Here is a 15033-nt window from a genome sequence, read left to right on the forward strand (position 1 = left end):
GCAATCAATGATGAAGCGGCTAATCGTGTTTCATAGATCATAGATCAAGGAAGGGATCTAGTAACCTTCCAGCCTAACTGCCACTCTCAGAAGTATACTGAAGCGCTTTAATTATAACCTATCACTATTAATATATCATCAATTGACTCGAGGTAAACATAGAAAAAAGACCGCCCTCATCCTTTAACGCATTAGCGTAACAGGGGACAGTCCCTCAGTGCGGTGAAGTAGTAAAGTACTCATTCTTTGAAGTAGTCTTTGAACTTTTCTGAAGCCTGCTGGTTGTCCTTTTGTAAATAAGGATTTTCTTCCTCGATGGTTTCCGGGTCCAGGTTGGTTTTGATGACAAGGGTCGGTTCCGAAGGCATCGAAGCAATCATCCTGTCATCCAGACTGTCAAAGTCAGGGGTTTTCGTTTTTTTATCTTTGTCCATGGAAAATCACCTCCATCCATTAGGATACAGATTTCACATGAATTTATGTAGCAATAGCAAAAAATCACCTAATCAAAATAAAAAAGCTGACTTGGACTAGCCAAGTCAGTAAAAACGAGGGGGTCTAAAGTCTTCTACAAACCTTGTTTATAATGTACATGGTTCTTTCGAAAAAGCCAATTTCGTTATGATCCTTTCGCTGTACATACACGGTGCTGAATGAGAAAAAAGCTTTTGAATTGGAAGGTTTTCATTCAATTCAATAACTCTAAGCATATTGATGAATCACACCAAACATTACCAAGTGTCTTTGGAAAAATGGTAATATGAAAGTGAAGGAAAGGAGGCTGCATGAATGCATGGAATCATTATGTTTGATGGTGTGTGTAATCTCTGCAATAACATCGTCCAATTTGTTATAAAACGGGATAAAGCCGGTTATTTTCAATTTGCATCACAGCAAAGTCCCCAAGGAATAGCCATGATGGAAAAGTATCAGATTGATTCAAATACAGACAGTTTCATTTTAATTGAACACGACCGCTCGTATATGAAATCAACGGCCGCCCTGAAGGTTTCCAAAAATCTGGACGGTATGTGGAAGGTATTTTATCTGGGCATGGTCATTCCACGGCCGATCCGGGATGCTATGTATGATTATATTGCCCGCAACCGGTATAAGTGGTTTGGAAAGAGAGACAGCTGTATGCTGCCCGGAACCGAAATGAAAAAAAGATTTCTTGAATGACATTTTTTTTGAATCTTTTTTAGGATTTTATCGTATGTAATGAATGAACAAGTCAATAGGAGGAGATTTATTATGGTAAAACGCACTGGAGAAATCGTAATGGGGATCATCGGTGTTGTATTGAGTGCTTTATTTGCAATAATGGGATTCTTTTTAAATGCAAATAGCGATGAAATCAGAAATTCTGTAGAACAGGAATTCAGCAATGATCCGACTCTTACTGCAGAAGACACAAATTACATCCTGCAGATGATGGATTCCATGGGGCCGTTCTTGATCGGCCTTGGCTTGATCAGTTCTATATTAGGACTGATTGCTGTTCTTCTTATCAAAGGAAACAAGAAACCGATCGTATCAGGAATCTTATTCATACTGGCAGCCTTGGTGGTTGGGCTGGGAACAGTCGGCATCGGCTTCCTTCCGGGAATCCTTTTCTTGATTGCCGGAATCATGTCTTTCGTAAGAAAATCTAAAGAACCAGTGACGATGGGGTAAATCCTTATGGGTAATGAAAGAGTTATGACTTATTCGGTCATAGCTCTTTTTATTTGGCTCTTTCGGAAACTTGTTTGCTAGTTACGATGAATGTATAAACTTTACTGTCCATCTTTCACAAAAATATCTTTAATCACAAAAAAGAATAGAAGTGCCCATCCATGAAGCCAGAGAAGTCCCGGTACCCATGGGGATCGTTCATTGCCTGGGATTTTTCAAGAGCAGCAATCAATACGAAAACGTCCTTGATATAAAAGACCTTACTGGTTATGTTGAATCATGTAATCCGCCCGTTTATTTTTGAAATAAGATAGATGTCCATTCCTTTCCTGCTCTTTAACATATCTTATTAGTATACCAATCATTCATAAAAGGCGGATGTGTCTGAATGGATGATTGAACAGAAGGAGGGGAATGGTTTGTCTGAGGAAAGAAGACGTGTGATTAATGCTGATAAGGTGCTGATCCGTGCTAATGAAGTCATCATTATGAATGAAAATGATGGCAAAAGGCGCCATCAAGATAATAATGTCGGCGGTGCAGAAGATAGAAGGGAACATCACGGCCGGAATAATGTCGGCGGTGTTGAAGAAAGAAGTAATGAAAAGCGACGCGGCTGGTCTTGGCTTTAACTAAGTCAATGGTCCTGATGGGAATCAGGGCCATTTTAGTTTGAAGTGAGGCAGCGGCGGATAAAAAAGGGATATCCAAACGAATTTCCAATCATGACGAGGAGGTCTACATATGCTGGATTCAGTGGATTTAAGCAAAAAAATGGATAGTAAAGAATATAAAAAACGATTGAAGAAGTTGCAACTCGAGCTTCTTGGGCTGCAAAGAGGATTGCTTGATGAGAAAGCAGGCTGTATTTTAGTATTCGAAGGCTGGGACGCGGCTGGAAAAGGAGGAGCAATTAAAAGGGCAACACAGAATATGGATCCCAGAGGATATGAAGTGCATGCCACAGCTGCTCCAACATTGGAACAAAAACAATATCATTATCTTCAAAGATTCTGGAACCGGCTGCCGAAGTATGGAAAGATCGGAATCTTCGACCGCTCTTGGTACGGAAGGGTGCTTGTGGAAAGGGTGGAAGGCTTTACGGAAGAGGATGCATGGCAAAGAGCGTACGGAGAGATTAATCAGTATGAAGAGATTCTCTCAAATGAGAATTATATCGTCATGAAGTTCTGGTTTCATATTTCGAAAGAAGAACAGTTGGAAAGATTTAACGACCGTCAGAATGACCCCATGAAATCCTGGAAGCTGACAGAGGAGGATTGGCGGAACAGGGAAAAGTGGGATCAATACCAGGAAGCGGTAGAGGACATGATTACTTACACGAACAAAGAGAATGCTCCATGGCATATCATTGAAGGAGAAGATAAAAAATTCGCCAGAGTAAAAACCTTGGAAATCATCACTCAAACAATAACGAGGAAGCTTGAAGAGCGCAATGTGGATCTGAAGCGATATGTTAAGAGAAAAGAATAGATACAGGGGATTTCCCGCATAGCCGGGAAATCCTTTTGGTTGGGAATTTGATGGTTCGTGTTTTGGCCAATGAGTGAATTTAAGAGAAGCTGGCAAGTAAAGAGAGTAAATTGACCAGAATAAGTAATTGAGGAGGAATATATAGTCGATTACATTCTGGGATGAGCCCAATTTTGTCCACATGTTAAGAAAATTAGGCGCTTACCTCAAAGAATGCAGCGAAAAATGCATAGGCTGAAAATATGGATTAAAGGGTCAAGGGGATCTTAAAATGTAAGGATGCTGAACCACAAAAAGGGTAGATGGGCCAATGAAAGGTCAGGGTCACAGAGGCATTGGCCAATAAAAAGAGTACATGGCCAATGAGATCTTGGAGAGTAATAGATGTTGGCCCATAAGGACGAACGGGCCAACAAGGGATCGGCATTAAAAAATGTCAGCCGATAAATAGATGAAATCAGCCAATGAAAAGCTGGAATCAGAGAATCACGCTTTAAACATCCTCTTTATGATCATCCAGCTCAAATCCACTTGGCCGGGCTGAAAGGGGAAAAGTATTATTTTTCCGCAGCGAGCTGCTGCTGGACAAGTTTGTTGTAAAGCTCACTCGTCTGCAATAATTCGCGATGTGTCCCACTCCCGGAAATCACCCCGTTTTCTATGACAAAAATGGTATCTGCTTCTACCACGGTTGAGAGACGATGCGCTATAATAAGAGTTGTCCTTCCCTTCATCAGATTCTTTAAAGCGATCTGGACAAGCAGTTCCGATTTGCTGTCCAGGTTGGACGTGGCTTCGTCGAGAAGCAGAATTTTCGGATCACGCAGTAATGCCCTGGCAATCGCGATCCGCTGCCTTTGTCCGCCTGACAGCTTCACTCCCCGTTCACCCACTTGTGTCTGAAACCCATCAGTAAGATTAGTGATGAAATCAAACGCATTGGCCTGCCTTGCCGCATCAAAGACTTCTTCATCCTTAATTTCCCTCTGCAATCCGTAGCTGATATTTTCAAATATGGTGCCTGACATGATTGGGCTTTCCTGGGAAACGTAGCCGATTGCCCCGCGCCATTCCTGTAAAGGGATATCCTTAATCGAGGTGCTTCCTAACTTGATAACACCGCTTGTCAAAGGGTAGAACCGTTCAATTAAAGAAAAGATCGTGGTTTTCCCCCCGCCGCTGGGACCAACAAAAGCAGCAGTCTGACCTGTTGAGACTTCAAAAGATATTGAATTCAATATTTGTGTACTCTTGCTATATCCAAACGAAACCTCATCAAAGATAAGTTTCTCTTCTGTAAAGACTTTCTTCACATTGTTCCTGCTTCCTTCGGGATCTTCATTCAAAAGCTCCTGAATCCGTTCTGTAGCACCTGAAGCTTTTTGAAAAGCAGTAAAAAAGGTAGCCATCTGGGTAAAGGGCACAATGATCTGAAACATGTAGATGATGATGGCGACCAGGGAGCCGGCTGTAAGGGCACCGGAAGAAACCCTTGCCCCGCCATAACCAATGATCACGACTAGAACCACCATCATAATCGTGGTCATAAACGGAGAGACTACCGCCTGGATTTTGGCTTCTTTCAAACCAAACTGAAATAAGTTTTGGATGCCCTTCCTGCCGCTTATCCTTTCGACCGGCTGCCCATTATAGGACTTTACAAGTCTTATTTCAGAAAGCACCCTGCCAAGATTGCCGCTGAAATCAGCCATTTCATCCTGGGTCTGCCTGGAAACAGTATGCATTTTCCTGCCAAGCGGCATCAGGATGACAAGTGAAACAGGAACGGCTACAAACATAATTACGGTCATGCTCCAGTCTATCGTCAAAAGGATGATGATGGATCCAATAATTGTCACAATGCCAGAAACAAACGTGACAAGATGATTGGTGATCAATGTTTTGACTGTGTTCGTGTCTTGGGTAATCCTGCTCATTGTTTCGCCTGATTGATGGGAATCAAAAAACGTAACAGGCAGTTCCAACACATGATTCCATAGTGCCTCCCTGATTTTCGCCACAAATGTTTCCCCTATGTAGGTCATCAGATAATAGGAAAAACCGCCTGTTACGGCCTGAACGATAAAGGCAGCCAGAAGAAGGAAGATCAAGCTCATTTCGATACCGGCACCCGATATCTGATCTACCAATGACTTTGTGAAAAGAGGGACAACAAGGGAGGCGGCAGTTTCGAATAAGCTTAACACCAAAGCCGATATGAAGATCCACTTAGATGGCCTGCCGATTTTCATTAATTGCAGGAAGCGGTTCCAACTGGATGGAGTGGTTTTTGTAGACATAAATCTTCCTCATTTCTATATAAAACATATTTCAATTTGTAACAAGACCCCCGAAAGTGTCTGCATTCTTACTTACTGTATCAGATTATCTCCACGATTACCCGCATTGAACTGACCAGTCATCGAATTCTAATCTATTGATTGACAGAAATTATGCTACAATGAAGAATATTTGTCATGTGAAGTCTTGGATTTCACGAATACAATGATTATAAAATTTTAAAAAAGGAGCCGGACATGAAAGTAATAATTGCTGAAAAGCCTGATCAGGGAGCTGCACTAGCGAAGCCTTTTCCACATAAAAAAGGGCATGGGTTCATTGAAGTCCTGCCAAACCAGCTGTTTCCCCAAGGTGCTTACATTACATGGGCTATCGGACATCTTTTGCAGCTGCAGTCTCCTGAAAAATATAACAGTAGTTGGAAAAAGTGGAGCATCGATACACTGCCGATGATTCCAGAAAAGTTCAAATATGAAGTGTCCAGGTCGAAGTTCAAGCAGTTCAATGCTGTAAAGTCCCTGCTGAAGAAGCCATCTGTCACTGAAATCATACATGCGGGAGATGCTGGACGTGAAGGAGAGCTCATTGTCCGGAACATCATCAATATGTCAGGGGTCAAAAAGCCGATGAAGAGGTTATGGATTTCTTCCTTGACACCTAAAGCCATTACGGAAGGATTCAGCAAGCTCCTCGATGAAAGTGATACCAGGAGCGTATTTTATGAAGCGTACTCCAGAGCATGTGCCGACTGGATCATCGGGATGAATGCATCAAGGATTTACAGTATTCTGCTGAAACAAAAAGGGATGTCGGATGTGTTTTCGGCGGGCCGTGTTCAAACACCGACTTTGGCATTGATCGTCAAAAGGGAAAAAGAAATTGAGAGCTTTGTAAGCGAGCCGTTCTGGGAAGTAACAGCCGATTTTGATATCGACGGCAAGGTCTATCAAGGAAAATGGGAAAAAGAGAAACAATCGAGAGTAAAAGATAAAGAGACGGCAATGAAAATTGCAGAGTTTTGTAAAGGAAAGGCGGCAGAAGTAAAGGATATTACTACTGAAAGAAAGGAATATCAGCCGCCGTTGCTGTTCAATCTTTCTTCACTGCAGGCAACAGCTAACAAGCTGTATAAATTTTCACCGCAAAAGACACTGGATACCTTGCAAAAGCTTTATCAAAAAGGAATTGTTTCGTACCCGCGCTCGGATTCTAACTATGTTACAAGAGGAGAAGCGGAGACGTTTCCGGAAATTTTGACTAAATTGAGCAGTTTGCCCGTTTATCAGGACCTATTCCCGCTTCCTGTAAAATCGTTGTTGAATAATAAGAGGTATGTGAATGAACAGAAGGTCACAGATCATTATGCAATCATTCCGACTGAACAAGTCAAAAATCCTGACAAACTTGGAGCAGATGAGCAGAAAATTTATGACCTGGTCGTCCGCCGACTGATTGCTGCCCACTACGAGAAATCGATCTTCGATTATACGTCTTTGGTCACACTGGTGGATAGGCGTGCTGAATTTATTTCCAAAGGAAAGGTTCAAATTCAAGAAGGCTGGAGGAAAGTTATTTTTCAAAATGAAAAAGAGGATGAGCAGCTTCTCCCGTTGGTCCAAAGAGGAGAAACGGGTAAAGTAAAGAGCGTCAAAGTGAAAGAGGGGAAGACGCAGCCTCCAAAGAGATACACAGAGGGGCAGTTGATCACCCTGATGAAAACGGCAGGCAGGCATTTGGAGGACGAAGAACTTGAAAAGATCCTCAGCAGCACGGAAGGACTCGGGACCGAGGCGACAAGGGCAAGTATCATAGCTGGATTGAAAGATAGAAAATATATTGAAGTGAAACGGAATATTGTATTTGCAACTGACAAAGGCAAAGTGTTGATTGAAGCGATAGGTGAGAAGATTCTTGCATCACCGGAAATGACGGCCAAATGGGAGCAGAGGCTTCGCGAAATTGGTAAGGGACAAGCTTCTGCCCCGCAGTTCATGGAGCAGGTTAAAAAACTCAGCGGGAAGATCATCGGAGACGCGATCGAAGCTTCCAAAGTATGGACCTTTGACGGCATCGACACCGAAACCATTCAGAGAACACGTTCCCGCGCATCACTTGGCAAGTCGGTCGGTGACTGTCCGTATTGCAGTGCCAAAGTAATTGACAAAGGTGAATTCTATGGCTGCAGTGCTTATAACAAAACCAATTGCAGCTTCACTCTCTCCAAGGTGATCATGAAGAAGAAGCTTTCCCAAACGAATGCAAAAAAATTGATCAGTGAGGGAAAGACGGACATCATAAAAGGATTCAAAAAGGGAGAGCGCACCTTTGATGCTGTCTTGAAGTGGAACAAGGATGGCAAAAAGCTGGAGTTTGAATTTCAGAATTAATACGATTTTCATATAATAGTTTCATTGATGAAATCAAAATACAATCAACAAAAGAGCTCCTGTATTTCTACACATGGAATAATATGCTAGTCATTAAGATGAAGAATTATTCCTAAATACGGTTTCAACCTCAGGATAACGGGTAAGTTTAGATTAATAACACATCATAAATATTCATAGAGGAGTGAACTGTAGTGGATATTGGCCTTTACAGAATTGAAAATATGTCTGATGAAATTATTACACTATCATTATACGAAAGTGAACAAACCAATGAAGAAAATCCGATGCAGCACCTGCCAAGGGCGCTATTTCCTTTCCATGTATCTAATGACATCATGATTGAAGTTTCCGAGCGTGCAGGGCAGCTTGAATTTACACCGATCAGTACGGACAATGTCCAAGCGCGGATGCAGGCTGAAGAGCTATTGAAAGACTTTATTGGTACAGCGGAAGTCTGAATCCCCTTTACGAAAACACCTTCTTACATCGTTATGAAGGTGTTTTTAATTTGCACAAACACTTTAGCACTTTAAAGCAGCCGGGGACAGTCCCCGGCTGCTTTAAAGCGCTAAAGTGAATCCTTGCCTTTTAATTAACTTCCATTGAAAACTATGTTAATGTGTTGTCATGATTACTTTCATATAATCTTACTAAATACATAAAGGTGAATTGGAGTGTAGCAAAATGACCAGTCGTATCGAAAAGCTTCAAACTTGGTTGGACGACCAGAATATTGAAGCGGTATTTATCAACTCGAAAGAAAATGTATTTTATTTATCGAATTTCCTTACAGATCCGCATGAACGGCTGATGGGCCTATTTTTGTTCAAAAGTGCGGAACCGCTATTTGTCCTCCCTGCTATGGAAAAAGGGCAATTGAAGAGTGCCGGCTGGAATCATGAGGTCATTGGGTATTCAGACCATGAAAACCCTTGGGCTCTAATCGGTGAAGCTATCAAAAAAAGAAAAACAGCGAATGCAGAGAAAGTCGCTTTGGAAAAAGAGGTGCTTTCATATTCACGCAGTGAGGCGTTTTTATCGCTTTTCACTGATGCGGAAGTCATCGATGCCGAAGAGAAATTGAATGAGCTAAGGGTAGTGAAGGATGAAAAAGAAATTGAGATTTTGCGACGTGCAGCAAAAATGGCTGACTTCGGAGTGCAGACAGGTGTAGACGCCCTTCGAGAGGGTATTACTGAAATGGAAGTATTGGCCAAAATTGAGTTTGAATTGAAGAAGAAAGGGATTAGGGAGATGTCCTTTTCAACCATGGTCCTGTTCGGTGAAAAGTCCGGTGAACCGCATGGAAATCCAGGCAGCCGGAAGTTGGAGCCGGGAGACTTTGTCCTGTTTGACCTCGGGGTGGTCCTTGACGGTTACTGCTCAGATATTACGCGAACTGTCGCTTTCAAATCAGTATCTGATAAGCAGAAAGAAATTTATGAGACGGTTTTACAAGCAGAAAAAGCTTCACTTGAGGCAAGCAAGCCAGGAAACAGAATCGGTGACTTGGACAGCACTGCGAGGAAAATCATTACTGATGCCGGGTATGGAGACTATTTTCCACATCGCATTGGGCATGGGATGGGAATCAATGTCCATGAGTTCCCTTCAATGAGTCATTTGAATGACGGAATCCTGAAAGAGGGGATGGTTTATACCATTGAACCGGGGATTTATTTACCGGAAGTTGGCGGTGTCAGAATAGAAGATGATGTCCTGGTCACAGCTGATGGATATGAAACCCTGACAACATTCCCAAAAGAACTGCAAATCATAGAATAAGAAGAACCTCCAGTGTGTTTTTAAATCAACTCGTTCGGATGAGAGAGAGAAAATGCCTACTTGCTGGTGGTTTTGCAGGTTAAAATACAAAGACTTTTGCAGGCTGTTTTGAAGTGTATTATGAATGAAAATTGCACAAAAAAGAGGAGCTGCCAACGACCTTGCAGCTCCTCACTTCTATTATGCGTTATTCAATTAAGCCCCAGATCGGTTGAACAGCCGGTTTCCCGTTAAACTTTTGCATTCTTCAGCAATGAACCCAGGTTCTTTGCTAATTGAGGTTTATAGAGGGAAATATTCCCCTTAATTAGCAAATCGTATTGAAAACAGCTTAAATAGAGGGAGAAATTCCTCTTATTTGACTCAAAAAACGTGAAAATAGGCAGCTTTGCTTTGTATAAAGGGAAAAACTCCCCTTATTTTCCGCAAAAACCACGTCTACTCTACATCTAACGGTAAAATCTCCCCTTATTTTTTCAATCACTCGTTACTCCCCCTTTCTCTTCCCATCTATTGTATCTGGCAATAACGAATCCGCGGACAAATTTGTAACATAAAATGCAGACCAGTTTGCAACACCACATGAATTTATGCGGTAGTGCAAATTGGCCTGCAAATCAGTATGCAGCAATAAGCGAAAAAACTTCAAAACCATTGGTATGTCGATACAAAAGCTGATACAAAATGCTATGCAAATTGTACCGCAAATTACCTTTCAATTTATTGGTTTCTCCCACTGAACTGAACGAGTTAGTTTTTAAACACACTGGAGGTTTGTTGATAGGAAGCGGTTTTGTTTAAGATTGTTTAATCAAATGCCGCCAAGGATAAATAGAGGTTAACAGGAAAAAGGAGGAATAGATACAAATGAAGAAGATTTTAATGGTGCTGACAAACACTGATCAAATGGATAAAAAGCATGATACGGGCTTATGGCTGTCTGAGTTTGCAGAGCCATACGTGGAATTCACCGGCAGGGGATATGGTGTAAGTGTCGCAAGTATTAAAGGCGGAAGGGTGCCTGTAGACCCTAGGAGCACAACCGAAGGGGAGATGCCTCCGGATGAATGGGAGGACCCTATCCGTGAATTGGAGGGCACGCTTGTTCTGTCACAAGTGAATGTGAACGATTATAATGCAATCTTCCTGCCCGGGGGACATGGCACGATGTTTGACCTGCCAGGAGACTCGGCGCTGCAATCTGTGCTGGCACACTTCGCCGAGAATAATAAACTGATTGGAGCTGTTTGCCACGGTCCTGCAGGTTTTGTAGATGTGAAGCTATCTTCCGGCAAATACCTGGTCGATGGGAAGAGTATCACAGGTTTTACCAATGAAGAAGAGCAGCAGATGGAATTGGACTCGTTGGTTCCCTTCCTGCTTGAATCAAAGCTCAGGGAAAATGGAGCTGATTTTCAAAAAGGGAGTCCATTTTCTGATTATACTGTTACTGACACAGGATTTGTTACAGGACAGAATCCGCAGTCCAGTTTAAGTACTGCAAGAGCGTTTGTGGAACAACTTGGATGAACAGCCAACCGAAAGCCGGATAATCGTGCCGGCTTTCGGTTATTTTATTTCAAAGGGTTCTTTTCGTTGGTATTCAATTTGAATTACGTAAGCTCAAAAGCAAGAAAGAACAACTCATCCGTTTTATGGTAAAGCATTCGTATCTAAAGGTTGCTTTGTAAGATTCCACAAGCAACGAACCATACTAAAACAGGCCTTTCAAAAGAATGACATACTGATGAAGCATTCGAAAAGGGAGTGGTACTTTCCTATTGAGTTAACATTTCGCTCTGTTATCACCACACTGCTTCAATTAAAGAATGACGACCAGGTATTATGAAAATCGGCCTGTATCAAACTCTTTAAGCACAATCTCGGGCGGGCAATTGTCCTTGACAACATTTACATATCCAACCGCAATGGTTGTTTTGATTTTGGCTGCATATGCTTTCCTTTTTCTCGAGGACAATAATTAATCTTCAGGGAAATTTGAAGATCCTGGAAGGGGAAATAAACTGCATGCAAGGAGGAAAACGCTATCTAAACAAAGAAAAGGCAATTTCCTTCTCATTCATTTTGAAATCTGTATAATATAAAGAGACTATTTAAAAGAAGGAAGATATTATGATTATTAAAAACGAACAAGAACTGCAAGCAATGAAAACCATCGGAGGTATTGTCGCATCCATAAGGGATGAGATGAAAACTGCTGCCAAGCCGGGAATGACGACCAAAGAACTGGATGAGCTTGGGGCAAAATTGTTTGACAAACACGGAGCCATCTCAGCTCCTAAACAAGAGTATGATTTTCCAGGTTTCACATGTATCAGTGTAAACGAAGAAGTTGCGCACGGTATTCCCGGTGACAGGGTAATTCAGGAAGGAGACCTGATCAATATCGATGTTTCCGGTTCAAAGGATGGCTTTTATGCCGACACAGGCATTTCCTTTGTAGCTGGAAAGGGAGACGAAAAGCTTCAGGATCTCTGTGAGGCAGTCAAGAAATCGTTTGATGCCGGCTTGAGAAAAATCAAAGCAGGTTCAAAATTAAACGGGATTGGGAAGGCTGTTCATAATGAAGCACGCAAAAATGGTTACACGGTGATTAAAAACCTTACGGGACATGGTGTTGGGAAATCACTTCACGAAGAACCTGCCCATATCATGAATTATTTTGACCCTTGGGATAACGGCCTTCTTTCAGATGGAATGGTCATTGCATTTGAACCTTTCGTTTCGACGAATGCTGAAGAGATAGTCCAGGAATCGGATGGATGGACATTTGTCACTGAGGATAAAAGCTATGTAGCGCAGATTGAACATACGATCGTCGTGACGAAAGGCGACCCAATCATTTTAACCCTATAAAAATTATTCAAGAAAAGCAGCCAGTGATTCCTTCACAGGCTGCTTTTTTATGTTGATTATTGTAGAAACTTCACTAAACTATATTGAATTAGAAGGGGAGAACAGGTATTATTATAAATATAAAATACTTATTTACCTTTCAAATTCCCTTCTGTAACATTCACCTTTTTTCTTCTTTAATAGCCTTCCAATTCTTTCATTTTAAGGCACAATATCCCATTACAACATTGAAATACAACTGTATTGCCTCTATTATACTCTCGTAACTGCATTGTAGTACTCCTATGTTAGCATGAAGATTGTGAGTAAAGATATCGTACCACTTACTAACAAAGGAGAGGATTACTAGAATGAAGAAAACAGTTATCACTCTTGCAACGGCAGCAAGTTTAACTCTAACAATGGGCGCGAGTGCCTCTGCAGAAAAGGTAGAAGTAAAAAAGGGCGATACACTTTGGGGATTGTCAAAGGAATATGGAACAACGGTTGAAGATCTCCTGAAATGGAATAACTTAAACTCTGACTTGATTTTCCCTAATCAGCATCTGAGGGTATCATCTACTGAAAATTATATAGTAGAATCCGGAGATACTTTATGGGGAATCGCGAAATATTATGGCGTTTCAGTGAATGAATTAAAGAATACCAATTCATTGACTTCAGATATAATTTATCCGGGGCAAAATCTTACTGTCGATTTGGATAGCCGTGGACTGGCTGTTAAAGTAAATCAGCAGGAACAAGCCCAGCGAACAACAGAAACACAACAACCACAAGAAACACAGCAGACTCAACCACCTGAGGAGACGGCAGCACAACCTGCAGAGACCCCTGTAAATACACAGTCTACTAAAGAAGCGGCCAACGCAGTTACAGTCCAAGCTACAGCCTATACAGCGAACTGTGAAGGCTGTTCAGGTGTAACGAAAACAGGTCTCGACCTGAATGCAAATCCCGAGGCGAAAGTCATTGCCGTGGATCCTGATGTAATTCCGCTTGGAACAAGGGTATATGTTGAAGGTTATGGATACGCAACTGCACAGGACACTGGCGGTGCCATCCAAGGAAAAAGAATAGACGTATTCATCCCTGAAAAAGAAGAGGCTGTTGACTGGGGAGTCCGTTCTGTAAAAGTTACGATTCTTGATTAATATAATACCCATGAAGCAAAGGTGAAAACCTTTGCTTTTTTTGATGGTTTTGAAAATCCCTGACTATGCCGGGGTTCCAGAGAGTATAAAGTGTAGGATATTAAAAGGCGGTTTTGACAAGGCTTACTGCTTTCATAAACCGGTGGTAGAGGTCTTTTTCTCAAAAGGGAGAACCGTTCTTCTCTTCTTGCTTTCTACAGTTATTTAGATTAATGATGGAAAGATTCACGAAGTTGGTATGAAACAGAATAAAGGTTAAGAAAGAAGCCGATTACCTCCATTGACAAATGGGGATAGGGTTGGTTTCCGTTTCCCGAACATTTCAATATACCAAAGATGAATTATGCCCGGCGAGGTATAGAGGGAGAAACAGGGGATTGAACTTGTCCCCTATGTCCCCTAGAACAAAAGACAGATTTAGAAAATAGAAAAAAGTTTTCGGCGTATTTTCCAAAATTTATGTGAACAGCAAGGTGTCATTATTATAAAGATAAATGCTTGTCCGGACCACTTCATATACTAGGCAGGTCCCCCAAAAATTTTGGCCAGTTCTCTTTGTTACTAAAAAGGAAGAATCAGCACATGATAGTTGTTCGGCCTGCCAAATTAAACTACCGATATGAGAATCAAAAATTCAGGAGATCGTGTTTTTTTGAGGAATCAGTGGATAGAAATATGAAACAAATACAAAGAATCGGCTAAGAATGTGGGATTCAATTAATGCTATTCTGAGAATTCAGTTCGGTCTATTTAATCGAAAATAGAAATTGGAAGAAATACACAGATTCTTTACCATAAGAGCATGAGTGTACAAAGGAAACCCAGCCAGTCATCCTTATAGGGGCGGGTTGAGAGGCTTCCAGAAGCAGACGAAACCTCGCTTCCACACACTGGTTGTTTGGAACAATTACAAAGACAGTCATGGAGGCATATCCATCTTTGCATCCATGACTGTCTAAATTTATACCAAAATCTCCTCTAATACCCTTTCTTCTTTTTCATTAAGGAGGTTCTTTTGGATGATACCATGTACCTCCTTGTTCATATTCTTGCTTAAGACGTTGCCTGTCCCCTTATCACCAACCAAAATAATCTTGTTCCATTTCCGATTGGCGGCCTCCTGATCAAGCTTACTGCCAAGGCTTTTGTACCAGCGTTTTTGATGAGCCTCAATTTTTTCTTTGAAATGGTCGTCCTGGTTGGCGCTGCCTCCATTAGATCCAATATTGATATCAGCAGGCTGCGGGCCTGCATGCCTTCTCCATTCCTCTGTATCCAAATCAAAATGGAACATCTGGGTATCCTCCACTTCTCCGAATTGTGTTTGAATCATCTTTACCTGGTTTTGCTGAAGTAAA

General features: G+C 41.6%; 13 protein-coding genes. 10 read left to right on the forward strand and 3 right to left on the reverse strand.

Annotation, left to right across the window (positions count from 1 at the left end):
* Positions 1–239: 239 nt before the first annotated feature.
* Positions 240–434, reverse strand: coding sequence for a hypothetical protein (locus tag AC4E8A_RS09730; protein WP_490198252.1), 195 nt, complete (start codon positions 432–434; stop codon positions 240–242).
* A 355-nt stretch (positions 435–789) separates the two neighbouring features.
* Between AC4E8A_RS09730 and AC4E8A_RS09735 the strand changes: the two genes are divergently transcribed.
* The 4 genes from AC4E8A_RS09735 (at position 790) to AC4E8A_RS09750 (ending at position 3171) form a co-directional block, all read left to right on the forward strand.
* The gene (locus AC4E8A_RS09735) at positions 790–1182 is read left to right on the forward strand and encodes a thiol-disulfide oxidoreductase DCC family protein (protein ID WP_490198253.1); all 393 of its coding nucleotides are present in this window, start codon (positions 790–792) and stop codon (positions 1180–1182) included.
* Between the two features lie 72 nt (positions 1183–1254).
* Entirely contained in the window at positions 1255–1677 is a 423-nt protein-coding gene (locus tag AC4E8A_RS09740) for a DUF4064 domain-containing protein (RefSeq protein ID WP_490198254.1), read from the forward strand.
* Between the two features lie 419 nt (positions 1678–2096).
* On the forward strand, positions 2097–2309 hold the full coding sequence (locus AC4E8A_RS09745; RefSeq protein WP_490198256.1) for a hypothetical protein: 213 nt from the start codon (positions 2097–2099) through the stop codon (positions 2307–2309).
* Positions 2310–2421: 112 nt separating this feature from the next.
* Positions 2422–3171 (forward strand): polyphosphate kinase 2 family protein, encoded by a 750-nt coding sequence (locus tag AC4E8A_RS09750; RefSeq protein WP_490198257.1) that lies wholly within the window; start codon positions 2422–2424, stop codon positions 3169–3171.
* A 557-nt stretch (positions 3172–3728) separates the two neighbouring features.
* On the opposite strand, the gene AC4E8A_RS09755 is transcribed toward AC4E8A_RS09750, so the two are convergent.
* Complete coding sequence (locus AC4E8A_RS09755; protein ID WP_490198258.1) at positions 3729–5471, reverse strand: ABC transporter ATP-binding protein; 1743 nt, start codon at positions 5469–5471, stop codon at positions 3729–3731.
* A 237-nt stretch (positions 5472–5708) separates the two neighbouring features.
* Between AC4E8A_RS09755 and AC4E8A_RS09760 the strand changes: the two genes are divergently transcribed.
* The 6 genes from AC4E8A_RS09760 to AC4E8A_RS09785 all read left to right on the forward strand — a co-directional run bounded on the left by AC4E8A_RS09760 (position 5709) and on the right by AC4E8A_RS09785 (position 13675).
* A complete protein-coding gene (locus tag AC4E8A_RS09760; RefSeq protein ID WP_490198259.1) occupies positions 5709–7859 on the forward strand; it encodes a DNA topoisomerase III in 2151 nt (716 codons plus the stop codon).
* 194 nt (positions 7860–8053) lie between these two features.
* Positions 8054–8320, forward strand: coding sequence for a hypothetical protein (locus AC4E8A_RS09765; protein WP_490198260.1), 267 nt, complete (start codon positions 8054–8056; stop codon positions 8318–8320).
* 226 nt (positions 8321–8546) lie between these two features.
* Positions 8547–9647: a M24 family metallopeptidase gene (locus AC4E8A_RS09770; RefSeq protein ID WP_490198261.1), complete on the forward strand. Its 1101-nt coding sequence runs from the start codon at positions 8547–8549 to the stop codon at positions 9645–9647.
* Between the two features lie 867 nt (positions 9648–10514).
* Positions 10515–11177, forward strand: coding sequence for a type 1 glutamine amidotransferase domain-containing protein (locus tag AC4E8A_RS09775; protein WP_490198263.1), 663 nt, complete (start codon positions 10515–10517; stop codon positions 11175–11177).
* Between the two features lie 603 nt (positions 11178–11780).
* Positions 11781–12524: a type I methionyl aminopeptidase gene (gene map / locus AC4E8A_RS09780; RefSeq protein ID WP_490198264.1), complete on the forward strand. Its 744-nt coding sequence runs from the start codon at positions 11781–11783 to the stop codon at positions 12522–12524.
* Positions 12525–12874: 350 nt separating this feature from the next.
* A complete protein-coding gene (locus AC4E8A_RS09785; RefSeq protein WP_490198265.1) occupies positions 12875–13675 on the forward strand; it encodes a 3D domain-containing protein in 801 nt (266 codons plus the stop codon).
* 961 nt (positions 13676–14636) lie between these two features.
* Here AC4E8A_RS09785 and AC4E8A_RS09790 read toward each other — a convergent pair.
* Positions 14637–15008, reverse strand: a complete 372-nt coding sequence (locus AC4E8A_RS09790; protein ID WP_490198266.1) for a VLRF1 family aeRF1-type release factor — start codon at positions 15006–15008, stop codon at positions 14637–14639.
* Between the last annotated feature and the right edge of the window lie 25 nt (positions 15009–15033).

Source organism: Bacillus sp. SRL337, from assembly GCF_984799155.1.

What these genes read in the sequence shown, in the direction of transcription:
- AC4E8A_RS09775 (WP_490198263.1), top strand. Translation starts at nt 10,515, where the DNA reads ATGAAGAAGATTTTAATGGTGCTGACAAACACTGATCAAATGGATAAA.
- AC4E8A_RS09785 (WP_490198265.1), top strand. Translation starts at nt 12,875, where the DNA reads ATGAAGAAAACAGTTATCACTCTTGCAACGGCAGCAAGTTTAACTCTA.
- AC4E8A_RS09730 (WP_490198252.1), bottom strand. Translation starts at nt 434, where the DNA reads ATGGACAAAGATAAAAAAACGAAAACCCCTGACTTTGACAGTCTGGAT.
- AC4E8A_RS09760 (WP_490198259.1), top strand. Translation starts at nt 5,709, where the DNA reads ATGAAAGTAATAATTGCTGAAAAGCCTGATCAGGGAGCTGCACTAGCG.
- AC4E8A_RS09770 (WP_490198261.1), top strand. Translation starts at nt 8,547, where the DNA reads ATGACCAGTCGTATCGAAAAGCTTCAAACTTGGTTGGACGACCAGAAT.
- AC4E8A_RS09740 (WP_490198254.1), top strand. Translation starts at nt 1,255, where the DNA reads ATGGTAAAACGCACTGGAGAAATCGTAATGGGGATCATCGGTGTTGTA.
- AC4E8A_RS09755 (WP_490198258.1), bottom strand. Translation starts at nt 5,471, where the DNA reads ATGTCTACAAAAACCACTCCATCCAGTTGGAACCGCTTCCTGCAATTA.
- AC4E8A_RS09790 (WP_490198266.1), bottom strand. Translation starts at nt 15,008, where the DNA reads ATGATTCAAACACAATTCGGAGAAGTGGAGGATACCCAGATGTTCCAT.
- AC4E8A_RS09750 (WP_490198257.1), top strand. Translation starts at nt 2,422, where the DNA reads ATGCTGGATTCAGTGGATTTAAGCAAAAAAATGGATAGTAAAGAATAT.
- AC4E8A_RS09735 (WP_490198253.1), top strand. Translation starts at nt 790, where the DNA reads ATGCATGGAATCATTATGTTTGATGGTGTGTGTAATCTCTGCAATAAC.
- map (WP_490198264.1), top strand. Translation starts at nt 11,781, where the DNA reads ATGATTATTAAAAACGAACAAGAACTGCAAGCAATGAAAACCATCGGA.